This is a genomic window from Exiguobacterium sp. s166 (genome assembly GCF_018618855.1).
GTDB lineage: Bacteria > Bacillota > Bacilli > Exiguobacteriales > Exiguobacteriaceae > Exiguobacterium_A.
Window position 1 is genome coordinate 1 of record NZ_JACSMU010000002.1, and the last position, 23,061, is coordinate 23,061.

Consider the following 23,061-nt stretch of genomic DNA (forward strand, 5'->3'; position numbering starts at 1 on the left):
CTGGATTTTAAACGCCTTCGTATATTTGACCATAAAAAACACCCCATAAAAGTTGGATTTTCATGTCCAACTTTTATGGGGCAGTTCATTTTGAGGGGTGCTTTTTAATGGTTACATGAAGAATTTTCATTCATATTTCCTAACGTTTGAATTCACCTTGGAGTGCACTCTGTATGACATCTTGTTCTACATACCAATCGTAATTCCTAATCAACTCTGTCAAGCGATTCGGTGGCACCTTCAATTTTATAATGAAGAACGGTACCAGTAACAACTAAATAGCTTGAATTTATTAGAATCAGGAATTAAGTTGCTTAAAAGATTTTGTCTTGTCTACTTGACGGTCATTTGTCTTATTTGCTTTTAGTCTATCGACTAATCTTGAAAAAAATCGAATACAAGAACTGAATTGTAATATTAAGTGCTGCATTTATCCGAAAACAAAAAAGTCCATAATGTCCTTTGGATGAGATGTTACATGCTGATTCGCTAGGAATTCAATTCTTTTTTGGTAAATCGTTTTATTTTGCTTATGTATACGCTAACATTTTTATTTATCTGGAGGCATCATTCTTTATTTAATCCCATCAGAAAAGTACATAACGATCAATAAGAAAGGAAGTCCTTATGAATCTAAATGCTTATTTCCGCACTCACTTTGACAATCCAGATATTTTGGAAGAATCTTTTGCGGAGCGTCCGCTGACACTCAGTCTCGACTTGCAAAAAGGACTTTACCAAATTCAAGAGGATTCTGACGAACTGAACATGGCGTACTTTGAGAAGGTCTATCAAAAATCCCTCACTTTGTTTGAAGATCTGTTTCAAGAAGATGATCGTCTGTATCTCATTGTACGTGTCCGAAAAGAACTTTATTCTCCTGCAATGAAAAGTACGGAAATTTTTGAGCGTTTTCTCAAAAATAACAAGGAACGATACGCGATTGAGTTTGAAAAAAAGCATGTCCGTGGTGAGGAGGAAGTCATTTACCAATACGCCCGTTTGTTGCCGAGCAGACAGACCATTCGTTATAAAAAGTTGCTTCAAGCGATCTGTAATCAAGACTTTCCTGAGTTGTAACCCCGATTTAAATCAAGACAGACGTACTATCCCGAGATTTATTTTGTGAATCCGGGCAAAGACATCATCCTGTATATTTTTGACGACCGGGGTTGTTTCATTCTGCTCAATGAGGAAGAAACCTTTCACCGTCTGAAGGAAACATATAAATCGGATCAGTCAGATGGCTTCCCGATTGAGAAACCATGACATTTTAATTTGACTGTTTTGCCTCCATCTATTTCAGCTTTCCTTACGTGTCCTCAAGTTATCTTGATTTCCGCCTGTTCCTCGATCGTCCGCTGAATCGTTTGCAACACACTGTCCGCATCATTTGATCCGATTACGGCATGCGCCCGGGCCTTCAACTCCGGTACGGCATTACTGACGGCATAGCTGAAATCCGCCTGTTCAAACAGTTCCAAATCATTATAGCCGTCACCAAATGCCATCGTCTCATCCGGCCGGACCTGTAAGATCCGTTGCAATTGTTCAACGGTCGTTCCTTTGTGGACCCCATGATTCGCAATATCGATCCAGGCGGCTTCCGAGGCAACAAAATAAACACTATCCCGGAACGGTTCCAGTGACTTGACCGTCTCAAAACAACGTAACTTCGGATCATGAATGGTAATTTTGACAAAATCGTCTTCAATCGATTTTAAGTCCGCGACCCGTTCCACCTGTCTGTACGATCCACGGACGATTGCCCACTCCTCGTCTGAAATCGTCTCGCTGACGACTGCTGCTGTTCTTGTACAGGCGATGATCGTATGTCCGAGCTCCAGTTTCTCCAATTGCCGGATAATTTGACGACCGATGTTGTTCGGAAGCAGGGATTCATAAACGTAAGTACCCGCCCGTTTAATCCGCGTCGCACTGTCGCCTAAAATCCACATCCCGTTGGCGGCTTCCAAAAAGAGCTCTTCAATCCGTTCACACTGCTTACCGCTGACTGGTGCAAATTGAATATTGTGTTGCTTCAACAACGTCTGGATTTCTTGAAAAAAAGTCCGATTAAAATCGCCGCTACTGTCTAAGAACGTGCCATCCATGTCAGTCAAAATCAGCTTAATCATCTGTCGAATCCCCTTTTGAATACTCGATTTTGTAGCTTCCCCTTCATATTGGCTCACTGCTGAATTCGATGCAAGTGATACCCGGTCAAGACGGTGCCGAATAAGACTGGTCGTGACGAACTGTTTCCTGTTGCGTCCATCTCATTAAGAAATCAATCGGTTAGTCTTCGAATTTTTTTAAGACAATCGCCGCGTTATGACCGCCAAACCCAAAGGAATTGGATAATCCGAATGTCATATCTGCGGTTCTGGCCACTCCCGGAACATAATCCAAATCACATACAGGATCTGCCGTTTCGAGATTGATCGTCGGTGGAATGATCCCCTCCTGTAAACTCTTCGCCAAGGCGATCGCTTCCGCTCCTCCTGCCGCTCCGAGCATATGGCCAAGCATGGACTTGTTTGCTGTAACGGGAATCGTGTAGGCATGCTCCTGAAACAGTTTTTTGATGGCCAGTGTTTCTGACTGGTCGCCCACCAAGGTACTGGTTGCATGCGCACTAATCACGTCAATTTGACCGGCTTCGATTCCAGCACTCTGCAATGCCTTTTTCATGGCCAGGTATGCGCCTTGACCTTCCGGATGAGTGGCCACGATATGATACGCATCAGAACTCGCGCCATATCCTGCAATCTCAGCATAAATTTTTGCCCCTCTTGCTAAAGCATGTGTCAGTGATTCGACTATTAAGATGCTCGCCCCCTCGGCCATCACAAACCCGTCCCGTCCTGCATCAAACGGACGGCTGGCTTGAGTGGGGGCATCGTTTCGTGTAGATAAGGCAGTCGCGTTTCCGAAACTTGCTAAAGATAAATCCGTGATTGCGGCTTCCGTCCCTCCTGCAAACATGACATCCGCTTCTCCCATACGAATCAGCCGGAATGCTTCTCCGATTGCCGTATTTCCAATGGCACATGCCGATACAGGCGACATCGTCGGGCCCATGGTTTTCCATTTGATGCTGATATGAGCCGCAGCCGCATTTGACATGATGGACGGTACTAAACTCGGACTTACTCTTCTCGGTCCCCGCTTATCCAGGACATCCACGTTCTGAATCAGGGTCTCGATTCCGCCTATTCCTGAACCGACATACACACCCATCTTCTCTGGATCGATGGAAATGCCTTCTAATTCCGCATCTTCCCAGGCTTGAGTTGCTGCTGCGAGTGCAAACTGTGTGAACCGATCCAGTCGCTGTGCCTCTTTTTTCCCGATGACCTGTTCCGCATCAAAATCACGGACGATTCCAGCAATCTTCGCTTTATGCGGCGTTGTATCAAACGTATCAATCATTGAAATACCGGACTTTCCTTCAATTAAATGCTTCCAAAATGTATCGACATCATTTCCAATAGGAGAAATCACACCAACACCTGTAATAACCACTCGTTCCAAATTCCTCACTCCTCGTTATCGTATAGGGTAATCATATCCGTTTACTATCCTATTACAAGTGGCTGTTTATCCTATTATAAATTATACTTGGATGGTGATTTCGATTGGAGGACCAAGACATGAACGATAAAAACAGACTCGACGCCCTTTCAACGTTTTTAAAAACCAAAAGAGCCGAGCTTAAACCGGAATCCCTCGGTTTTCCGTCAGGTGCAAGAAGGCGCACCCCGGGGTTACGCCGGGAAGAAGTCGCCCAATTAGCAGGCGTCAGCACGACATGGTATACCTGGCTCGAGCAAGGCAGAGACATCAAAGTCTCGAGAAGTGTATTGGATTGTGTGGCGCAAGCATTGCGTTTGAACAAGGATGAGCGGGAGTACCTGTATGATTTAACGATTGATGCGAAATCCGTCACTCCGTCGTTAAAAAAAGATCCATCCCCGATCAGTTCATCGCTCGAAAAAATTTTATCGGACCTGACTTATTGTCCGACGATTGTCACGGACCGCTATTGCCAGATTGTCGGTTGGAATACGGCGGCGGCCCACGTATTCGTAGACTTTTCAAACATTCCGGAATCTCAACGGAATTTAATTCGGCTCGTTTTTTCCCAAAAGGAATTTAAGGTGTTAGCTGTTAACTGGGAACATTTCGCAAAAGGCTTTTTGTCCATTTTCCGCACCTATTACGGTCAGTATTCTGGAGACGAGTGGTATACCGCCTTTATCGAGGAGATGAGTATCACATATCCGGATTTCCTAGAATTATGGACTCAAAGCCAGGTCAGTAAAGCTCCCGAGATCATGATTGAATTTCGGCATGCAAAAGCCGGAAAAATGCTGTTTGATCTGACCTCGCTACAAGTTCAGGGAGAGACTGATTTAAGATGCAGTATCTATACACCAATGGAGGGCACGACGACGGAACAAAAGTTAAAACGGTTAATCGCCAACACTTAACATACGTCTAGCTTTTGCTTTGTATCTTCTTCATCAAAAAAACGTGAACTCTTCTCCTACGCTGTATTTAGCGTCGGGAAGAGTTCACGTCAGTTGGTTTCAAAGCATCTATCCTGTTTATATCCGTTTTCGGTTTCGCTCATAACCTATGACCCAACCATGTAACATCATTCCGATGATGCCCGATAATATCATGACGAGTCCGACGAGCGTTAAAATAATCTTCAAAAATGGTCCCATTTCCGTATCCGATAAGAAACGCATGAAGACGATGCCGGCTATCGTCAGCATCACTAAAGCAGGAAAATTCTTAATCATTATCGTCGCTCCTCCTAAAATCACATTTACTCTGCCGATTTATCCGCACCGAGTGCTGTCCGTTTTTGAGCTTCCTGTTTTGCATCTTCATTCCACCAGCCATTGATGAAAAACGTACAGCCGACAATCAAAGCACCAATCGGGAAATACTTCAGGTAATAATCATCAAGCGATTCACCGGCAAAGTTCGGTGACAGCTCGATGTAGGCACTGAACAGTTGAACAATGAAAAACAAGAAAAAGCTGACAATCAATGCCCACGTGCCATAACGATAATTTGGATTCTTCAACATGTGTGTTCCTCCTGGATTGAATTATTTTAATCTGATTTCTATATCGCCACCGCTACTTTCACCTTTATCGTCACGAACGATATAGTCAATGTCATACACACCCGCCGGAATGACACCGGCTTTGACTTTTCTCTTAAGCGTCACCGTTTTATGCGGTTGTACTTCTTTCGACAACCGTTTCGGTTCCACCTCTTCGTACGAATCATAGACGACTTTTTGTGAACCATGTTTACGGACCTTGACGTTGAGCAGATGACCGGCCCGGGAGGCGACTTTCACCGGATAATCGCCGGTATTGGTCAGTTTGTATTCAAATACAAACCCGTCTTTGACACTTCCTGTGTACCCCGTTTCGATTGTCTGACTGCTCGGCTTCACGTCGAGGGACATACATCCGGCTAAACTGAATAACAACGGAATAATCAGTATTTTTTTCATTTCAATTCCTCCTTTTCGCATGCGTTTCAAAAGAGTAGATGAAATGAAAGTGCTCCTTGAACGTAATGCTTTGCTTATTCCCAGCCTGGTAACGGGCGCGGTAACTGATCCGCAAAGGCGCGGTAGCCGTCATACGTCAAACCTTGACGTTGCGGATGTTCGTTTCGAATCAGTGGATCACCGGTTTCGGCTTCATTTCTAAAAAAGCTTGGTTCCGCCTGCAGGACGTGGATGGAAGAATACTGAAATCGTCGATCTGCAAGTAACTCACGGACGTCTTCCATCAGCTTTTTAAAACGCGGTCCATCGTTATATTTTGACATCAACTGCTCTTTTCGAGACTTGCCTTCATAGATCGAGACCGTATAGTAAGAACCGGATTTTGAAATCGGATATTCGATTTCGACCCGGACGGAATCAACGAACTTAATCGGCAATGGCGGCTTGACGTTTTCTTCTGGAGTATCTTCGTCGACAAAATAACTATCCTTTTCAATACTGAAGCCCTTGAACTCCCAAAACATATCACCCTGGGCGATGATCGAATACTCAAGGAACGTGCCGAAGTTTTGGCCGATTGGATCGGTGTCCTCAGTTGTTCCCTCATGATACTTCCAGTACATGTAAGGTGTGTCTTCTGTTTTAGCATGTTCCGTATGAATCAAAAGATATCCTTCACTGACTTCACCAATCACCCAAAAATAATCAAAATCTTCATCAATAAGACCATCTTCTTTTGCTTCTATTGTCGATTCGATTACTTTATCAAGAGAATACAACACCAGACCAAGACCGTCGTCAAGAATAAACAGATCCGCTCCGTCATGCAGTTCAAGAAACGTTTGGTATTCACTCGGTAATTTTTGATTAAATTCGGCTTCGAATGCCGCAAGTGACTCTGCCGTCACAGGTGCCGGAAGATTGAATTTTGCCTGCCCGATTTCATTGTACTTCCGTTGAATGAACGTTGATCCATGACTGATTTTCTGCTGAAGCCCACCGAGTACTGCTGCGATTTGATTCATATCATTCTCTCCCTGTCATGCTTTTTCCCAGCCTGGTAACGGACGCGGTAAGTCGTTCACAAATGCTTGATACCCGTCGTACTGCATGATTTGGATTTGCGGATGTTCGACGCGTTTCGCAATCTGTTCACCGGATGCATCTTCACTTTCCCAAAGTGGTGCTTCTTTTTGGAACACAGTGATTTCTGTAAAATGGAACTTTGGTTCTTCCAGCGTTCTCATAAGAGATTGATGCACCTGTTTCATCGTATCGTAGTCAAATTTCCACCATAAATCAGGTTTTCCATTTTCATATGTATAAAAAGAAACGATAAAATCTCCCTGGCGGTAAATCGGATACTCGATTTCGATCCGGACCCGTTCCTCGGATGCAATCGGTACGCCCGCCTGCACGTCCTCCGTTTCTTCTTCAACATAGTAATCATCTTCCCGGACATCAAAGCTGTTGAACTCCCAGTATATGTCGCCTTGGGCGATCATCGACCGTTCCAGAAACGTCCCGAAATTTTGACCGATGGCATCGGTGTCTTCAGTCGATCCTTCATGATACTTCCAGTACATATAAGGGGTATCTTCTGTTTTTGCATGATCCGTGTGAATCAAAAGGTACCCTTCGTTGATTTCGCCGATGATCCAGTAATGATCATAGTCTTCATCAATCAGACCGTCTTCCTTGGCTTCAATCGTCTTTTCGATCACTTCTTCGAGCGGATGTAAGACCAGCCCCTCGTCGCCTAACATAAACAGTTTTGCGCCGTTATGCAGTTCGAGAAATGTCTGGTATTCGCTCGGTAAAGGTTGCTTGAACGCGGCTTCAAATGCTTGAAGCGTTTCCGGTTTGACCGGTTTTGGCAGATGGAACGTGGCCTGACCGATTGAATTGTAACTGCGTTGAATAAACGTCGATCCATGGCTGATTTTTTGTTTGAGTCCGTCGAGGACAACTGCGATTTGATTCATTGGATCCACCCTCTTATTTCTCTATGTATGAGCCACCTGGCCTCATCTTCCTTTAGTCTACCATTTTACCAATAATTTGGGTGAACTCAACTTCCTGTTTCTGTGGTATTCTTTTTCTAATCAAAAATGATTCCTGAACAGCATCTATGTCCATCGACCTGGAGGTGAACCATGCAGAAACAGTCTTCGATGCTGCTGATTTTACTGGCGGCAATGCTTTGGGGTACGACCGGCACGTCCCAGGCGTTTGCGCCGGAAGCGGCCCATCCGATTGCGATCGGTGCAGTCCGTTTAGCGGTCGGCGGCTTCTTTTTACTTTGTCTCGTCTTATTGACCGGAAAGCTAAGCTTAAAAAATTGGCCGCTGCCCACGATTTTCCTCGCTGCCCTCAGCATGGCCGCTTATCAGCCGTTGTTCTTTTCCGCTGTCCTTATGACCGGAGTCGCCGTCGGAACCGTCGTCGCAATCGGCAGTGCACCGATTTTTTCCGGAGTGATTGAATGGCTTGTCTTAAGAAATCGACCGGGTACCATTTGGTGGCTGTCGACATTGCTTTCGATTGCCGGTTGTTTACTGTTGGTCATGAATCAGGCATCCGTTTCAGTCGATCCGTTCGGGATCGTGCTCGCACTCGGTGCCGGACTATCGTTTGCCGTCTACACGTTTGTCAGCCGGGACTTAGTGAAAACACACCCTCCGCTATCCGTCGTCGCGGTCGTCTTTACACTCAGCGCCCTCTTGTTATCGCCACTGTTATTCCTGTTTGATCTGTCGTGGGTCTTCAGTCTGCGCGGTGCCGGTATCAGTCTCCACCTTGGTGTCCTCGCAACAGGACTTGCCTATCTATTGTTTGCCCGCGGTCTTGCGCACGTCTCGTCGTCAACCGCCGTTACACTGTCACTTGGTGAACCGTTGACCGCTGCACTGCTCGGCGTATTTGTCCTCGGGGAAACACTCAGTCTGTTGTCGTGGAGTGGCATTTTACTTTTATTTTGCGGTATCGGTCTGCTCATCTGGTCGTCGCGTTCGCCATGGCAGCCGGACATCCTCAAACTCGCCAAGGAAAAACATTCTTAAGGAGGGATTCCTTCATGCACCTCACATTCGAAAAGCTGTTGTACCGGGAAGACTACCAGATTGCGCTCGATCACTTTGTCATAGATGAAAAAAACGGCGATCGATTGGCCTTTTATTTTCGCGGCCATACGGACGAAATCATGGTGCTCATCGGTGACTATTCCTGCAATTATTTTGAATTGTTGTTTGAAGCAGATTGCGTCCTGCTTCGCTCGTCGGATTTGCATGAACTGGATGACGGGCTGGAGTTTAGTCCGGTTCCGCTCACTCTGTATCAGGACTCGGCACTTCTGACCTTTGCGACGGCCTGGATGGGCTTGAAGCGGGACCCATCGCGCGACTGGACGCACTATGCCATCCGAGCATTCGAGCAGGATTTTCATGTCCTGTCCCCGCGTCCGCCGGTCTTTACGGATCTTGGTCATAAGATGAGTGACTTTACGGTCAGACATTCTTTTAATCTGCCGAAAGAGAATTAATATAAAAAAAGCCCTACCTCGCCAAAGGTAGGGTGATGCGACTCGTCCCGCCCGACGGCTTGCGCCGGACGGGACGTAATTCAATTATACATAGCGCTCCAGTGTTTTTTCAATCGTCTGAATCGAATCGACCGGCGCAAACCGTTTGACGACCCGTCCTTTTCGATCGACAAGAAACTTTGTGAAATTCCATTTGATTTTTGACGATAACAGACCACCCTGCTGTTGCTTCAAATACGTATACAACTGATGTTCCGTCGGTCCGTTTACGTCAATCTTCTGAAACATCGGGAATGTCACACCGTAATTCAACTGACAAAACTGCATCGTTTCCTGCTGATCGGCAAACTCCTGATTGTTGAATTGGTCACACGGGAATCCGAGCACTTTGACACCTTGATCGGCATACTTGTCATGCAACTGTTGCAGGTCTCCGAGTTGCTTGACGAGCCCGCACTTACTTGCAGTATTGACGATGACAAGCACCTCTCCGGCGTAGTCGTTGAGTGAAACAGTCTGACCGGTTGCGTCCTGTACCTCGATTTCATAGAGCGATGTATTCATTTTCATTCCCCCTTTGTCATCAGTATACCTCGCTGAAAAAGCACCGTCTTTTTTGAACACGCGTCAACTTACTTACCAGATGTGTTCATCCCGGTCGCTCAGCTTAATGACAAACGGCATGATCAACAGAAAAAACAGACTGATGTATCCGAGTGACAGATAATGTTGGGTATCTTTTGAAAGATATTGCTTCTTCCCGCAGTTCGGACATGTTTTGCCGTGGTTTGCAATAGTGACAGCAAGCACATCCTTCGTCTTCCACTTATAGTCGCAATTTGTACACCGTACCATCTCATCATCCCCTTTGAATTCTTTTACCTGTTTGTTCCAACAAAGGTTTCATGAATATGATGATTGGTTGAGAAAAGCCAATCAGCGAAATGTACTCAATCCTTAATTTTAAAGTTTTTCTCCTCTTCCTGAAATGCTTTGATCCAATCCCGAAAATCGTTGTCTACATGAAAATACTCGTTCGGAGTATTTTGCAAATCCATTCCATAGACTATCGTCAGACAACGAAAGACAGCCAATTCCTGCTTCGTCAACGACCTGCCTTCTTTCTCTTCCATCCACTCCAAAGCCGCCATCCGTTCATATGCCCACTCGGATACTTCCTCTCGTGTCAGTTGTTTTTTCAGAACGTGTTCCAGTTTTTTTATTACATCATCGATTTGAATAGTTCTCATGTCATCATCTCCCAATTAAATAATCATATGAATAATTCAGGCATTAAATCCTTTAATTTTTATGGTATAATTTTACATATGAAGTTCTGAACTCTATCCTCATCGTGAAACAAAGAAGTTCATAGTCCTAACGATTTAGAAATGGAGGTCATCCCGTTGAAAAAAGTAATTACTCCTTTGCTTTGCATCCCGTTCCTGCTGTTATCATCCTGTACAGACGAAACAGAAAAAACAGTGACGCACTCTGAAAGTAAAGAATTTAAACCGGAAACTGTGAAAATCAACAAGGATAGTGAATTAAACATCGTTCCGCTTTATACGCCCTATCAAAACTATTTGAAGGCATCCCTTAAAGAAAATGATCCAGAAGCGGATAAAAATAGTTATGCGAAATCTGTTCTCGGTTACATAGATGAAATTGGAGAGAAGGAAAACTTTGATACGACCAGTTTAAAAGGCTACTTTTTATTGCAATCAACTGTTTACGAGCAAGAACTGGTGGATCGGACAAACGAGTTGATGAAACACCATGACGAAATCAAAGACATCATCATAAAAAACTATACCGCTGCAAATAAGGTACTTCCGAAAAAAAAAAGTACGATTTTCATCGTACCTACCAACTCGGAATATTCTTCTATGAGTGAATCTATGAAAGGCGTATTTGCCGCAGCATATAAGGACACGTTCATCCTGTATCTCGATACAAACTTTGATCAGGATACACTTGCTTACACAGTCGCACATGAATACCATCATTTGATTCTTCAAGATACAGCCGAATATAAAATGAATGAGATTCTTGATTCAATCATCACAGAGGGCAAGGCGGATGCCTTTGCCGACCGTGTCGTCAAGGACGTTTCACCGCCGTGGAACGTACCGATGGATGACAAGTCCAAGAAACATGTAGCCAGTTTGATCGAGAGCGGTGAAGCTACTTATGAAGAAGTTGTAGGCGGTAGTCAGCAAAAAGACATTCCCCAATGGAGTAACTATATCTTAGGACGGGATGTCATGGATCATTACTTTAAAACGAATCCTGATCATTCCATATCGGAATGGACATTTGCAGATCAACAGGATATTTTAAAAGGCTACAAGTACCAAGATATTCTGGAATGATACATTAATACATTTCGAAAAAACTATCATTGTAAGATGTTTACTTAGTAAACGGATTTCAATCTTCTCTTAAACTTACGTTGGATAATGCCCGAATTACATTTTCGATGATGTCGAGAGAAGCTGGAATCTGAATCCATTTTTCCATTACCTGGTCAAAATAAAGTCCTTGTTTTCGCATGTTTTCTTTATTGTTCACTTCATCAAATTCTAAAATTTGATTCAGATTTCGATTGGCTTCCTCAAAGTCATCGAACGGTCCTGAGCCATAATAAAAGAGTAAGTCTTCTTTTGTAAATCCTTCTAATTCTAGAATCTTTTCTTCCATTAATTCGAGCGGACGTATGCGGGCTTGCGCGTAATCGATGATTGTCGGATAAATGCCAAATGGTATGTCGTATTCTAAAAATCGTTCCGAATACCATTCCCAAATCCATTTCCACTTACAGATGAAATACACGATGTATTCTACTTGCGATGTTTCTTCCAGCTCATGCATTTCGTAAGATAATGTGATGGTGTCTTGTTCCAGCTCGAATTCAATAATAAATTCACCATTCCTATTTTCATCTTCCAGAAGTTCATTGATTCGTAAATCATTTAGTTTAAGATAGTCCAACAATGAAACTGGTCTTTTCGCTTCTTCACGAAATAAAACGCTAATATTTTTAATCACTTCGATTGTCATTTAGAACCTCCAAAAGGAATCAAGCAAGATCACCTTGCTTGATTCCAGTAGTTTTATCAAAACCAGGTACAAATATACCTACTCCTAAACCTTAAGAACGAAATCCTCATAAAAGTCATAACCGGGTACCTATATACAACAAATACAAAATGAAGGAGTAGAAAACATGTTTTATGATGAATACGAACTGCTTGAATTATTCGAATCCGAACCGGAAGAACTTTATCAGGAAGGGGCCGGTTTTTATATGTATAAGAAGGTCGACAAACTTGGGTTTCAGCTATTATTGTTCATCTCATACTATGGAAAAGAATGTACCATCAGCTTAAGTAATGATGAGTACAATTGGACGATCTTCGATTTTGAACTACATCATATAGAATCAATCAGAAATGAAAATGAGTGTTTAAAAATCAGAGGCAATTCAGGAAAAACGGAAATTGATATACAGTGTAAACCACATTTCAGTTTAACTCATATTAGATTATCTTATTAAGCATACGATTGATCTTTTAAGAAATTACTTACGAAGGAGGGCAGTTTCAGATGCGTAAATTTTTATTAATCGGCTCTGTGATTATCATCATTGCTTTTTTTGTTCATTTCAAACCCTTCCGTGATGAACCACCCGATCCCCGTGTCGAGATACAGGGAAAAAGTATTCCGACGGTCCAAGGGACATTTTGCTGGAGTGGCCTGTTTAGCGGCCAATGCGTAGACAAAATCTATGTAGACGGTTTACACATGACTGAAAAAAGTAAACCGGTCACCGTCATGCCGAACGAGAAAATCCAGATTTCCTTCGATCCAGAACCTGATACAATCAAAATCCTTCGATTTAATAAGGAGACCGGTAACCCGGTTACGTTAAAAAATAATCAACTCGTAACACCGAAAAAAGCCGGCACATATGCCTATGAACTTCAAGCAAGATGGTCAAAGAATGGTGACGGTCAGTTTGCTTTCTTAATCAAAGTAGATTGAAGGAAGAACGAATAGATCTTGTGTCTATACATCTAAATACGTATTACAATGTATTGCAAAGGAGATGATAAGTATGAGTATAATTTCTGTCTGACTCGATGATCAGGATGCACAATTGATCAAAGAATATGCGAAAGCGAAAAACATCACGATTTCTACACTTGTTCGCGATGCCGTCCTCGATCGTATTGAAGATGAGATCGATTTACAACTCTATCATGATTCCATGGCAGCACACCGCAAAAAATCAAAAGCAATCTCATTTGACGATATGATGAAGGAACTTGTTTTAGAATGACAGTATATACGGTATAGTTTGAGCGCGGAGCTCAAAAGTCTCTTAACAAGATAGATCCGCGGATCATCATGTCCTGGATCAAGAAGAATGTGGTCAGGACGGATAATTCGCGTTGTCATGGAAAGGGACTTGTTTCGAATCGTTCGGGTGAATGGCGGTATCGCATCGGACTATCGTCTGATCGCTTACAAAATTCGTCATCTTGATTCTCGATATCGGGCATCGTCGTGATGTTTATAAATGATTGTTGTGAAGAATAATTAAATATTTAACCTAGCAAACAGCATAGTTACTATAGAAAAAAATCCACATCATTCCTCAGATGTGGACTTTTTTTCTTTCAAATCTACCCTGGAACAGTTCGTCTATCTTGTTCACCTTTATCTACATAGAAATTTAGATTATCAACAATATTTTATAAAGATCATTTTTATATTAAAAATCAATCTAAAATATCCGATATTACTTTAAGACATACTTTACTTATTTTTAAAAGGAGAGGAACTATTTTGCCCAAAAATAAAAGTTATCCTTTTCTTTTAACCACTGGAATTGGTTTATTATTTTGGTATTGTAACAACTTTTTTGAAGCATCTCGATGGAATGCATTGGTTTTACTAAATATTATTCAGTTTCTAGTTGGTCTATTAAGCACTTTTTGGATTGCAAGAGCTTACTATCGCTCTCATCCATCACTCAAGCAATTTTGGCTTTTTTTGAGCCTAGCAACTAGTATGTCTGCTACAGGTACCTTCATATGGATCGTTTTACTTTATTTCGAACAGACGATGAGTTTCCCTACTACATCCTATCTTGCATGGACAGGGTCCTATCTCTTTTATTTTGCAGCACTTTTAAACAGACTAAAAAAAAGCTCGCTTGGAGTTTCGAACGCCACCTACCTTTTTAATACCATGATCTATATGATTACAGCCAGCTCAATCAGTTATTACTATCTACTTTATCCGCTTTATCGGATCGAGCAACATTCGATATGGAATATAGCCTTCACATTTCTTTTTCAACTTGCCGATTTAGGCATTTTATTTTTTGTCATCACACTTTTTTATCTGATTCAATTCAATAAAAAAAACCATTCACTCCTCTTTCTTATTACTGGATTATCCCTTCAAGTTCTAGGCGATGTTCTTTTTGCACAGATGAATATGGAGAGCGGTTATAAAACCGGCGGGATTGTGGATTTCATTTGGACAATCGCATTGCTCTTCATTGGATTCACTGCTCTTTTTTACAAAGATGAACAGAATGAGAGAGATGTTCCTCCTGCGACAGGACCTTACTTAAAAAAAGAATTTATCTTTCCTTACACGAGCATCCTTATTCTCTCTATCTTGATGATGCAGAGTTACGAATGGAATTTAAATGCATTGAGTGCCGGTTGGATCATCATTTTTCTTCTCGTCATAGTCAGACAAGCTTTTACTGTCCTTAAAAATAATACGTTGTTACTTGAATTAAAAAAGACTGCTTATATAGATGTATTGACAGGACTAGGTAATCGTTCTGCGTTTAAACAAGAAACAGCATCCTTGTTCAACAATAAAGAACGATCTCTTTCTTTTATATTGTTACAAATTGACCGGATAAAGATATTCAACGACGCCTTTGGTCATCAGGTCGGCGAACAACTCATTCAGGAAGTTTCTTCACGACTGAAACATTTAGATACGATGAAGGTTACAATCTATCGTTTCAGTGAAGATGAGTTTTTACTTGTTCTCAAGAATAGTTCGAAATCAGCTATTGGAAAAGTAAAGGAACATATCCTGATGTCTTTAGAAGATTCATTTAAATTAAAGGACTTTGAATTAAATATCATCGCGCACGGTGGCATCACGACATTCCCTGATCAAAGTCAAACCATTGAGGAAGTGCAGTTACAAACAGCGGAAGCTCTATCTCAAGCGAAACAACATGGAAATCATTCTTTCGTATTTTATGATTCCGAACTAAAATCAAACGTGGTGCGTAAACTCGAAATGGAATCTCATTTACGTCATGCCATCAGCCAAAATCAATTGGCTGTCTACTATCAATCTAAAATTGATTTGAAGTCGGGACGGATTGTCGGAATGGAAGCTCTACTCCGTTGGTATCATCCAAAACATGGATGGATATCGCCTATAGAATTTATTCCAATCGCTGAAGAATCTGGTTTGATTAACGAAATCGGCGAATGGGTGATTCGAACTGCGGCCTATCAAAGTAAGCAACTCCAACTGATTGGATTTGATCCGTTACTCCTGTCTGTGAACGTATCGGCACTTCAATTCCAAAATCCGTACTTCTGCAAAATGATCCATCAGATCATTCAAGAAACACAGTTAGATCCTCAATGGCTTGAACTGGAGATTACAGAGAGTATCGTTCAAAACATTCAGGAAAGTGTCTCCATCTTGCAACAACTGAGGTCTTTAAACATCAAGACATCCATCGATGATTTTGGGACGGGATATTCCTCTTTGAATGTATTAGAACAATTACCCATTGATACGTTGAAAATTGATAAGTCATTCATCGACCGTTTGACTCAAAATACGTCTTCTCCCATGGTGAAAACGATTATCGATCTTGGATTAAATCTCAATTTAACCGTCGTAGCGGAAGGAATCGAAACGATTGAGCAAAAATCGCAGCTGGAATCCTATGGATGTATGATTGGCCAAGGCTATCTATTTTCTCGGCCCATCGATTTTGACTCGTTCATTCATCTACTACAAAATCATCCTATTCCTAAAGAAATGTCCTATTGAAATTGAAGTGCATGATGGAGACGATGCTTGACTGTCTCTATCATGCATTTCATGATTTATTAATCGTATGATGAATTCAGTTATATGACAGGAATACCTAGAGTTCACTTTATAAAATCATAGACCTGTTTTATAAACCATATTTTATGAAAGAAGAACTCATTGTATACTTAGAAAATATGATTAAAAGGAGTATATGAATAGCATGTCTAAACGACCTAAGATTTTTATCCTGATCATTCTCCTATATGTTTTAGGATATTACGGCTGGATATTCACCTTCCCTGATTCAGCCTCTCTACAAATAGTAGGAGGAAGTCTCTTTTCGATCGTCGGACTCTTGATTGCGCTCTTCTATCTAAAATTAGCCGTCAGTCAAGCGAATTCCAAAGACCGTAAGTTTTGGTCCTTCATCGGACTCGGAACCTTTTTTTATTTAATCGCTGAATTGATTTGGTTTTTTTCAGAGAGTGTCTTAAACGAAGACGTGTCATTTCCAGGATCACCAGATATTTTTTACATTTTACAGGCTCTTTGCCTCCTCTATGCTTTGATCCATAAAATTTTAAAGGAAGCAGCTATCCAACAACGGATTTCTTTTTTGTTTGATGTCATGATTATTCTAGTCGTGGCCAGTACGTTCTCATGGCACTTTTTGATTGCACCTATCCTGACTACAAGTGTTGCTTCTATGGAGGCTTTAGTCGTTTCTTTGATCTATCCGATTGGAGACCTAGGCATGCTGGTCGCTGTTTCTTTTCTATTTTTCAATTTATCGACTAAAGACAAAAATCATTCAATGTATCTCATTATCGTAGCGGTGGCATTGCAAGCCATTGCCGACTCCGTCTATCTGTACTTAATCGCGCAAGACACTTATATTACAGGTAGTTGGATTGATCCTTTGTTCATTGTTGGAATGATTCTCTTAAGCTTCGCTGGTCTTCAAAGTAACTTAGACCAAAAAAATATAGAGTCTCCTAAAGAAATTGAAAGACTAAACGTGTTTCAAATGTTGACGCCTTATGGCGGCGTGTTGATCCTGTTCGTCTTCATGGGATTTCACTCTACAAACTTTGATATCGTGACGATGGGTTCTGGTCTTTCGATTTTATTGGTCATCATCCGGCAAATTTTAATCATTTTCGAAAATCACAAATTAATCCGGCGTTATTATCATCAAGCTCAGATTCTCGAAATGAGTGAGGAGCGCTATAAATCGTTATTCGAATACCATCCGGACCCTGTCTATTCCACGGATCTCAGCGGGAAATTCGATAGTGCCAATACAGCGTGTACTCATCTACTCGGCATATCCAAGGTTGATTTAATCGGCCAAAACAGTTTGCGGTACGTCAAAGACTCTCACCGAAAGCGTGTATCGCAAGAATTAAAAGAAGTCTTTAATGGCATGCCCCGTAGTTATGAGACGGTCGTCCAAAACGTGGCTGGCTCCGCACTACATATGAACATCACGAACGTCCCGATCATCGTCCGAAACGAATTGGTCGGAATTTTTGGCATCGGTAAGGATGTAACCAAAGCGAGACGGATTGAACAAGAGATTCATTACCTCGCTTACCACGATGCACTTACGGGACTTTTCAATCGTCCTGCTTTCGAGGAGCGTCTGTCTGGACTTATTAAACACCGCCCCTCGAAAAATGACTCAAACGTTTCTTTGTTTTTTATGGATTTAAATCAGTTTAAACATGTCAACGATACACTCGGACACGATGTCGGAGATCAATTACTCAAAGCCGTTGCTACACGATTAAAAACATTCGAAGACCTTTTCGACATGATGGCGCGACAGGGAGGCGACGAGTTCACGCTTTTGTTGAGAGATGTTGCCACGTATGAACAGTTGCTTCAATTAGCAGACCGATTGTTGACGGCATTACAGGAACCCTATCAAATCGATCATCATGTCATCACTTGTCCACCTAGTATCGGAATTTCTTGTCACCCGAATGATGCTTTGACTATGCTAGAAATGATGAAGCACGCGGATCTCGCGATGTATCATGCGAAACAAACCAAAACAGGAAGCTATGTTTTTTACAGTGAACTTCAACATATGCCACTATAAGCGCACCCCATTCTACTGAAACTCTTTCGTTTCCATGGACGTATCGAATATCTCGAATAGACTGTACAATATACGGTTATTGAACTATTTCAAATCAATTCTTCTAAATTTCTAAAGCGCTCCATGTTTTATAGAGCAATAAAAAAACATGTCTTATCATACTATTACTTCTTTTAATTGGATTAGCAGGATATGGAATTTCTGCACTGATGAAAGGAATAACAAGTTCTTTAATATTTGAAAAACCCGGATATATAGTATTGCTAGTTGCTTATATGGCTTTAATACCTTTAATATTCTCTATTTTTCATGGCCTTCGTATATTACAATTCATATCAAAAAGCTCTAAATCAATCGATTTGATTTTTTTATCGGCTCAAATGATAAGAAAGTCGTTTTTATTTATTGCCTTTTTAGCTCTTTGTATTTTACCGATATTTTTTTATATTGGGCAAATGGACGATGCTCCAGGTTTGGTACTAGTGGGCATAATTCTTGTTGTAGTACCGTTAGCAGTAAGCGCTATATTTAGATGTTTTCAATACATTCTTAAAGATCTTTTTCTTTCTTAAAGATTAAAAACTAGTATGAGGAATTAAGTATAAAACAGTGTTACTCTTTCTTATACAATCAAGAAATCATAAAAGGTATACATTTCGACGTCGAAATGTATACCTTTTATGATTTCTATTACTTATTCAGAAGGTTTACCAAAGATGGGTCGCATATCTCTATCCCATGTAAACACTTGTGCGCGCGTATGCCTATTAGGATCATACAATGGATCGCCCTCAATGTTCGTATAAGTGCGGGCATGATAGACAATGACATCTTCACCATACTCGTTCACAGTAAAACTATTGTGCCCAGGACCATATTGGCCGGCCTCTATATTTGTTTTAAATACTGGCTTAAGTACTTTTTTCCATATGGAAGGATTGAGTATATCTCCTTCTTCAGAAGCACTTAACATACCTATGCAATAGTTTTCATCTGTTGCACTAGCAGAGTACGTTATAAAAATCTGACCATCGCGTTTTAATACTGCCGCACCTTCATTGACGAGAAACCCTTTTGTTTCCCATTCTAACTCGGGTTTTGTGAGCATAATTTGTGGTAATTTGATGGTCCACGGATTTTCTAACTCTGCAATATAGAGATTAGAATTTCCTTCAATAGCTGGATCTTTTTGTGCCCAGACTAAATAATGAACATCTCGATGCTCAAATACAGTCGCATCAAGCGCAAATGAATCCCATTCCGTTTCGATTTGTCCTTTTTCTACCCACTCGCCTTCAAGAGGATTCGTAGAACTATTTTCCAGTACGAACATCCGATGATCAAAGAGTCCATTCACAATCTCACGTGATTTTGCAGCTGCGAAATAGATATACCATTTCCCATCAATATAATGTAACTCTGGAGCCCAAATCAAATCACTCATCGGACCTGTTTCGTGTTTGACCCAGGCTGTTACAGGTGTTGCATCACTTAATTCTTGAAGCGATGTGGCACGACGTAATTCAATTCGGTCATATTCAGGAACAGACGCCGTGAAATAATAGTAGTTATCAGAATGTAAATACACCCACGGATCTGCTCGTTGCTCTACTATAAGATGCTGATCCTCTGTCTGATTCATCGTATTACCTCCTCGTTTGCTAAACTCTTCTCGAATACAGGTAGTTCTCCCTGCCAAGTAAACGGTCGTATATACGTATGACGATTTGGATCCCATAGTGGGTCGCCATCGATTTCTTTATAGCTACGGGCATGATAAACCAAAATATCCGTCCCATCTGTAAGCGTCGTAAAACTATTGTGACCCGGTCCGTATTCGCTGATCGCTTCATTTGTTGTAAGAACAGGCTTCGGATGCTTCTTCCAACGGGTTACGTCCAGCACATTCTCCGTCTCATCAATACTAAGAAGACCCATACAGTAGTTATGATCGGTCGCACTTGCTGAAAACGTTACGTATATACGCCCGTGTCGCTTCAAAACAGCCGGACCCTCGTTTACAAGAAAACCAATCTTTTCCCATGGATGCTCCGGACTAGCAATCATCGTTTGTGGTCCGATTAAAGTCCAAGGATTTTTCATTTCTGAAATGTACAGATTAGAGTTCCCTTCAATTTTAGGATCTTTCTGTGCCCAGATGTAATACAGATGTCCTTCATGTTCGAACGTTGTCGCATCGAGTGCAAACGATTCTCGCCATGTTTTGATCTGCCCTTTTTCTATCCAGTCACCTTCCAAAGGGTTAGCTGCGCTATTTTCAAGAACATACATACGATGATCAAAAATAGCATCCTCACGTGCTGCTGCGAAATAGAGATACCATTTCCCTTGAATATGATGCAGTTCAGGCGCCCAAATGTTAGCACTCATGATACCTGTCGGACGTTTCGTCCATATGATTTGTTCCTCTGCTTCTGTTAACTCTTTAATGGTCTGAGCTCGACGGAGGGGAATCCCACTAAAATCAGGTAAGGAAGCTGTGAAATAATAATAGCCGTCTGTGTGACGCATTATCCATGGATCTGCGCGTTGTTCAACGATAGGGTTTATAATTGCTTCTCTCATAAAGAATTCTCCTCTGCCTCAGAATGAGTAGACTGTAGGCTCATCTGTTTTAAAAGTGTATGCCGTTCTCGCAATCGGTAAGCTTCTTGTTTACTACTTGCTAGCAGAAGGGGTGAGACACCAATTTCTTCCGGTCGAAGAGGTGCTTTTAAAGCACCAAAGATATACTCCATCTCCTGTCGAGTCGGCATATGTTGTGCCCAATCGTTCAGCTTCACTGGCGTATCAGAACGTTCCTGGATCATTGTTCTGTAGAGATCAATGAGCTCCATTGTGGCGACAGCCACCTTTGTACCATGTAAGACTGCCGGGCGATGGTGCGTAATGAAATCCATCTCCCAGTAATGAGACAGGTGATGTTCCCCACCAGAAGCGGGATGCGAATGACCAAAGATCAACATGGCAATTCCAGATAGGAGTAGTGAGTCCATGAGTTTATCCAAACCTTTCGCTTTTCCTTCGTAGATCTCTGGTAGAACCTCCATACAGGCAAACAATGCTCGTTCTGTTAATCGAGCGACAATAGGACAAAACGGTTCATTTCCATCAAAAGCGCCAAAGTGCCAATCCAATAAGGATGTATATTTTCCGAGCATATCACCTACACCTGCTGCCACTAAAGCTTGTGGTGCGTTGCGAATAATATCATTCGGTACAAATACAGCAATCGGCGAAACAAGTTGATAGGTGATCTTTTTACCTCTTACAATCAATGGTGCCCCTTTCGATGTAAAACCATCCACTGAAGGAGCAGTTGGCACCGAGAGAAATGGCACTTTTGTTTTTGCAGCACAGAATCGTGTCACATCATGAATCGTACCTGTTCCTAGTGCAATCAATGCATCTACACTCGCATCTTGCTCTAACAACACTTGAACAACTGATAATTCACCAGCTAAGACATCCCCTTGTTCGTTCGAGGAAAGTGAGACGAATGATATGTCGATGCCCACTTCTTCTAATACTTTTTTCAATGGAGAATAACCGACAGCCTGCGTATTTGCATCTGCGATGACGAGAAGGTGACGCCATTCTTTTTTCTGTACAAACTCGGCTAACGATTGCCAAACATTTTCTGAAGCACTAATCTGTTCTATTGTAATGGTGTGATGCGGATTTCCACATGTGCAAGCGGCTACCTGTTCCTGAATCTGTTCGAGGTTCATCGACTGACTCCTTTCTCGACTCGATACACCGTTTCCCATCGATATGTCTGTCCTGCTGCTAATAGGATAGAAGGGAACTCTTCATGATGGACCGCGTCAGGAAGATGCTGCGGCTCTAAACATACACCGTAATGTTTTCTTGATTGTCCTTCACGTAACATCGTCTCCTCATTCATCTGATTTCCTGAGTACAAAACGAGTGCGGGAGTAGATGTAAACAATGTCAATGTGCGTTGGCTTTCAGGATCATAGAGCTTCGCTTTTCGTTGATCGGCGAACACAAACGGATGATCATAACCACCGACCAATTGGTTTTGAGGATGATGCGAAGCAGAACCTTCCGATAAGGTTCGGCCTAATCGGAAGTCGAATGGTGTTTGGTCTACCTCTAGTAATTTTCCTGTAGGTATCAAATCCTCACGTAGCTCAGCAAAGCGATCAGCAGATAATGTCAATTCATGTTGTAAAATATCACGTTTACCTGCACTCAGATTAAAGTACGTATGGTTCGTCAGATCACACACCGTATCAGTATCACTGGTTGCCTCATAGCTAATCCTCACACCATCAGAAAGTAACTCAAAAGAAGCCCGAATATCAAGCATTCCTTTATAGCCATTCTCACCATCAGGACTTACGTAACGAAGGGTTAGGAAATCTGCTGACACGTCTTCTACTTTCCAAAACTGACAGTGCAGACCGTCTCCTCCATGTAAATGATGATTCCCTTCGTTTTGCGGTAACTGATACGTCGTTTTCTCTAGATCAAATGCGCCGTTTTCGATTCGACCTGCGACGCGCCCGATGGTCGCTCCTAAGTAATAGGTATCTGCCATATACTCTTCCAACGTATCGTAAGACAGGATAAGATTTTTCCATCCTTCATCTTGTATCGAAAATTCTTGAAGCGTAGCTCCATATGTCAAGATACGCAAACGACACGTCTCATTCTCAAGCATGATTGCCGTCTGATCCACTACTTCTGTCTGTCGTTCCATATTGTTGCTCCTTT

At 41.9% G+C, this 23,061-nt stretch carries 23 protein-coding genes and 2 pseudogenes; 10 read left to right on the top strand and 15 right to left on the bottom strand.

Annotation, left to right across the window (positions count from 1 at the left end):
• The first annotated feature begins 627 nt into the window (after window positions 1-627).
• Window positions 628-1,269: pseudogene (locus KNP93_RS04445) on the top strand (DUF3885 domain-containing protein).
• A 53-nt stretch (window positions 1,270-1,322) separates the two neighbouring features.
• Here KNP93_RS04445 and KNP93_RS04450 read toward each other — a convergent pair.
• Together KNP93_RS04450 and fabF are read right to left on the bottom strand one after the other, a co-directional pair.
• Window positions 1,323-2,138 (bottom strand): HAD-IIB family hydrolase, encoded by an 816-nt coding sequence (locus tag KNP93_RS04450; protein WP_214853492.1) that lies wholly within the window; start codon window positions 2,136-2,138, stop codon window positions 1,323-1,325.
• A gap of 160 nt (window positions 2,139-2,298) precedes the next feature.
• Window positions 2,299-3,537, bottom strand: a complete 1,239-nt coding sequence (gene fabF / locus KNP93_RS04455; protein ID WP_214853495.1) for a beta-ketoacyl-ACP synthase II — start codon at window positions 3,535-3,537, stop codon at window positions 2,299-2,301.
• Window positions 3,538-3,656: 119 nt separating this feature from the next.
• Between fabF and KNP93_RS04460 the strand changes: the two genes are divergently transcribed.
• Entirely contained in the window at window positions 3,657-4,496 is an 840-nt protein-coding gene (locus KNP93_RS04460) for a helix-turn-helix transcriptional regulator (protein ID WP_214853498.1), read from the top strand.
• Between the two features lie 117 nt (window positions 4,497-4,613).
• Here the strand turns inward: KNP93_RS04460 and KNP93_RS04465 are convergent, their stop codons facing one another.
• The 5 genes from KNP93_RS04465 to KNP93_RS04485 form a co-directional block, all read right to left on the bottom strand.
• Window positions 4,614-4,814, bottom strand: coding sequence for a hypothetical protein (locus tag KNP93_RS04465; RefSeq protein WP_214853501.1), 201 nt, complete (start codon window positions 4,812-4,814; stop codon window positions 4,614-4,616).
• 26 nt (window positions 4,815-4,840) lie between these two features.
• Window positions 4,841-5,107: a hypothetical protein gene (locus KNP93_RS04470; protein WP_214853504.1), complete on the bottom strand. Its 267-nt coding sequence runs from the start codon at window positions 5,105-5,107 to the stop codon at window positions 4,841-4,843.
• Window positions 5,108-5,128: 21 nt separating this feature from the next.
• Window positions 5,129-5,545 carry a hypothetical protein gene (locus KNP93_RS04475; RefSeq protein ID WP_131972943.1) on the bottom strand — a complete coding sequence of 139 codons (417 nt, stop codon included), beginning with the start codon at window positions 5,543-5,545 and terminating at the stop codon, window positions 5,129-5,131.
• Between the two features lie 74 nt (window positions 5,546-5,619).
• On the bottom strand, window positions 5,620-6,570 hold the full coding sequence (locus KNP93_RS04480; protein WP_131972944.1) for an SMI1/KNR4 family protein: 951 nt from the start codon (window positions 6,568-6,570) through the stop codon (window positions 5,620-5,622).
• Window positions 6,571-6,585: 15 nt separating this feature from the next.
• Window positions 6,586-7,530, bottom strand: a complete 945-nt coding sequence (locus KNP93_RS04485) for an SMI1/KNR4 family protein (RefSeq protein ID WP_214853507.1) — start codon at window positions 7,528-7,530, stop codon at window positions 6,586-6,588.
• A 171-nt stretch (window positions 7,531-7,701) separates the two neighbouring features.
• Between KNP93_RS04485 and KNP93_RS04490 the strand changes: the two genes are divergently transcribed.
• Together KNP93_RS04490 and KNP93_RS04495 are read left to right on the top strand one after the other, a co-directional pair.
• On the top strand, window positions 7,702-8,607 hold the full coding sequence (locus KNP93_RS04490; RefSeq protein WP_214853510.1) for an EamA family transporter: 906 nt from the start codon (window positions 7,702-7,704) through the stop codon (window positions 8,605-8,607).
• Window positions 8,608-8,621: 14 nt separating this feature from the next.
• A complete protein-coding gene (locus KNP93_RS04495) occupies window positions 8,622-9,086 on the top strand; it encodes a hypothetical protein (protein ID WP_214853512.1) in 465 nt (154 codons plus the stop codon).
• 84 nt (window positions 9,087-9,170) lie between these two features.
• Here the strand turns inward: KNP93_RS04495 and KNP93_RS04500 are convergent, their stop codons facing one another.
• The 3 genes from KNP93_RS04500 to KNP93_RS04510 form a co-directional block, all read right to left on the bottom strand.
• Window positions 9,171-9,650, bottom strand: coding sequence for a glutathione peroxidase (locus KNP93_RS04500; protein WP_131972948.1), 480 nt, complete (start codon window positions 9,648-9,650; stop codon window positions 9,171-9,173).
• A 72-nt stretch (window positions 9,651-9,722) separates the two neighbouring features.
• The gene (locus KNP93_RS04505) at window positions 9,723-9,941 is read right to left on the bottom strand and encodes a hypothetical protein (protein WP_214853514.1); all 219 of its coding nucleotides are present in this window, start codon (window positions 9,939-9,941) and stop codon (window positions 9,723-9,725) included.
• 95 nt (window positions 9,942-10,036) lie between these two features.
• The gene (locus KNP93_RS04510) at window positions 10,037-10,336 is read right to left on the bottom strand and encodes a hypothetical protein (RefSeq protein ID WP_214853516.1); all 300 of its coding nucleotides are present in this window, start codon (window positions 10,334-10,336) and stop codon (window positions 10,037-10,039) included.
• A gap of 156 nt (window positions 10,337-10,492) precedes the next feature.
• Between KNP93_RS04510 and KNP93_RS04515 the strand changes: the two genes are divergently transcribed.
• The gene (locus tag KNP93_RS04515) at window positions 10,493-11,461 is read left to right on the top strand and encodes a DUF2268 domain-containing putative Zn-dependent protease (protein WP_214853518.1); all 969 of its coding nucleotides are present in this window, start codon (window positions 10,493-10,495) and stop codon (window positions 11,459-11,461) included.
• A gap of 58 nt (window positions 11,462-11,519) precedes the next feature.
• On the opposite strand, the gene KNP93_RS04520 is transcribed toward KNP93_RS04515, so the two are convergent.
• Window positions 11,520-12,149: a hypothetical protein gene (locus KNP93_RS04520; protein ID WP_214853520.1), complete on the bottom strand. Its 630-nt coding sequence runs from the start codon at window positions 12,147-12,149 to the stop codon at window positions 11,520-11,522.
• Window positions 12,150-12,695: 546 nt separating this feature from the next.
• Here KNP93_RS04520 and KNP93_RS04525 point away from each other — a divergent pair.
• The 5 genes and pseudogenes from KNP93_RS04525 to KNP93_RS04545 all read left to right on the top strand — a co-directional run bounded on the left by KNP93_RS04525 (window position 12,696) and on the right by KNP93_RS04545 (window position 18,869).
• Window positions 12,696-13,133 carry a hypothetical protein gene (locus KNP93_RS04525; protein WP_214853522.1) on the top strand — a complete coding sequence of 146 codons (438 nt, stop codon included), beginning with the start codon at window positions 12,696-12,698 and terminating at the stop codon, window positions 13,131-13,133.
• 106 nt (window positions 13,134-13,239) lie between these two features.
• Window positions 13,240-13,431, top strand: a pseudogene (gene relB / locus KNP93_RS04530) (type II toxin-antitoxin system RelB family antitoxin); the annotation flags it as partial.
• 509 nt (window positions 13,432-13,940) lie between these two features.
• The gene (locus KNP93_RS04535) at window positions 13,941-16,205 is read left to right on the top strand and encodes a putative bifunctional diguanylate cyclase/phosphodiesterase (protein ID WP_214853525.1); all 2,265 of its coding nucleotides are present in this window, start codon (window positions 13,941-13,943) and stop codon (window positions 16,203-16,205) included.
• 205 nt (window positions 16,206-16,410) lie between these two features.
• Window positions 16,411-18,297, top strand: a complete 1,887-nt coding sequence (locus KNP93_RS04540) for a DUF4084 domain-containing protein (RefSeq protein WP_214853528.1) — start codon at window positions 16,411-16,413, stop codon at window positions 18,295-18,297.
• Between the two features lie 209 nt (window positions 18,298-18,506).
• Entirely contained in the window at window positions 18,507-18,869 is a 363-nt protein-coding gene (locus KNP93_RS04545; protein ID WP_214853531.1) for a DUF2975 domain-containing protein, read from the top strand.
• Window positions 18,870-18,991: 122 nt separating this feature from the next.
• Here the strand turns inward: KNP93_RS04545 and KNP93_RS04550 are convergent, their stop codons facing one another.
• The 4 genes from KNP93_RS04550 to KNP93_RS04565 are packed head-to-tail and all read right to left on the bottom strand — an operon-like array spanning window position 18,992 to window position 23,047.
• Window positions 18,992-19,939 carry a glycoside hydrolase family 43 protein gene (locus tag KNP93_RS04550; protein WP_214853544.1) on the bottom strand — a complete coding sequence of 316 codons (948 nt, stop codon included), beginning with the start codon at window positions 19,937-19,939 and terminating at the stop codon, window positions 18,992-18,994.
• Entirely contained in the window at window positions 19,936-20,883 is a 948-nt protein-coding gene (locus KNP93_RS04555) for a glycoside hydrolase family 43 protein (protein ID WP_214853546.1), read from the bottom strand. The genes KNP93_RS04550 and KNP93_RS04555 overlap by 4 nt, the downstream gene beginning before the upstream one ends.
• Complete coding sequence (locus KNP93_RS04560) at window positions 20,880-22,049, bottom strand: sn-glycerol-1-phosphate dehydrogenase (protein WP_214853549.1); 1,170 nt, start codon at window positions 22,047-22,049, stop codon at window positions 20,880-20,882. Before KNP93_RS04560 ends, KNP93_RS04555 begins: the two co-directional genes overlap by 4 nt.
• Window positions 22,046-23,047 (bottom strand): aldose epimerase family protein, encoded by a 1,002-nt coding sequence (locus tag KNP93_RS04565; protein WP_214853553.1) that lies wholly within the window; start codon window positions 23,045-23,047, stop codon window positions 22,046-22,048. The genes KNP93_RS04560 and KNP93_RS04565 overlap by 4 nt, the downstream gene beginning before the upstream one ends.
• Between the last annotated feature and the right edge of the window lie 14 nt (window positions 23,048-23,061).

Excerpts from the sequence above, each read along its gene's own strand:
- KNP93_RS04540 (WP_214853528.1), top strand. The coding sequence starts at position 16,411 with ATGTCTAAACGACCTAAGATTTTTATCCTGATCATTCTCCTATATGTT.
- KNP93_RS04565 (WP_214853553.1), bottom strand. The coding sequence starts at position 23,047 with ATGGAACGACAGACAGAAGTAGTGGATCAGACGGCAATCATGCTTGAG.
- KNP93_RS04480 (WP_131972944.1), bottom strand. The coding sequence starts at position 6,570 with ATGAATCAAATCGCAGCAGTACTCGGTGGGCTTCAGCAGAAAATCAGT.
- KNP93_RS04475 (WP_131972943.1), bottom strand. The coding sequence starts at position 5,545 with ATGAAAAAAATACTGATTATTCCGTTGTTATTCAGTTTAGCCGGATGT.
- KNP93_RS04505 (WP_214853514.1), bottom strand. The coding sequence starts at position 9,941 with ATGGTACGGTGTACAAATTGCGACTATAAGTGGAAGACGAAGGATGTG.
- KNP93_RS04550 (WP_214853544.1), bottom strand. The coding sequence starts at position 19,939 with ATGAATCAGACAGAGGATCAGCATCTTATAGTAGAGCAACGAGCAGAT.
- KNP93_RS04560 (WP_214853549.1), bottom strand. The coding sequence starts at position 22,049 with ATGAACCTCGAACAGATTCAGGAACAGGTAGCCGCTTGCACATGTGGA.
- KNP93_RS04470 (WP_214853504.1), bottom strand. The coding sequence starts at position 5,107 with ATGTTGAAGAATCCAAATTATCGTTATGGCACGTGGGCATTGATTGTC.
- KNP93_RS04490 (WP_214853510.1), top strand. The coding sequence starts at position 7,702 with ATGCAGAAACAGTCTTCGATGCTGCTGATTTTACTGGCGGCAATGCTT.
- KNP93_RS04465 (WP_214853501.1), bottom strand. The coding sequence starts at position 4,814 with ATGATTAAGAATTTTCCTGCTTTAGTGATGCTGACGATAGCCGGCATC.
- KNP93_RS04545 (WP_214853531.1), top strand. The coding sequence starts at position 18,507 with ATGAAAGGAATAACAAGTTCTTTAATATTTGAAAAACCCGGATATATA.
- KNP93_RS04555 (WP_214853546.1), bottom strand. The coding sequence starts at position 20,883 with ATGAGAGAAGCAATTATAAACCCTATCGTTGAACAACGCGCAGATCCA.
- KNP93_RS04450 (WP_214853492.1), bottom strand. The coding sequence starts at position 2,138 with ATGATTAAGCTGATTTTGACTGACATGGATGGCACGTTCTTAGACAGT.
- KNP93_RS04520 (WP_214853520.1), bottom strand. The coding sequence starts at position 12,149 with ATGACAATCGAAGTGATTAAAAATATTAGCGTTTTATTTCGTGAAGAA.
- KNP93_RS04525 (WP_214853522.1), top strand. The coding sequence starts at position 12,696 with ATGCGTAAATTTTTATTAATCGGCTCTGTGATTATCATCATTGCTTTT.
- KNP93_RS04495 (WP_214853512.1), top strand. The coding sequence starts at position 8,622 with ATGCACCTCACATTCGAAAAGCTGTTGTACCGGGAAGACTACCAGATT.
- KNP93_RS04460 (WP_214853498.1), top strand. The coding sequence starts at position 3,657 with ATGAACGATAAAAACAGACTCGACGCCCTTTCAACGTTTTTAAAAACC.
- KNP93_RS04485 (WP_214853507.1), bottom strand. The coding sequence starts at position 7,530 with ATGAATCAAATCGCAGTTGTCCTCGACGGACTCAAACAAAAAATCAGC.
- KNP93_RS04500 (WP_131972948.1), bottom strand. The coding sequence starts at position 9,650 with ATGAATACATCGCTCTATGAAATCGAGGTACAGGACGCAACCGGTCAG.
- KNP93_RS04510 (WP_214853516.1), bottom strand. The coding sequence starts at position 10,336 with ATGAGAACTATTCAAATCGATGATGTAATAAAAAAACTGGAACACGTT.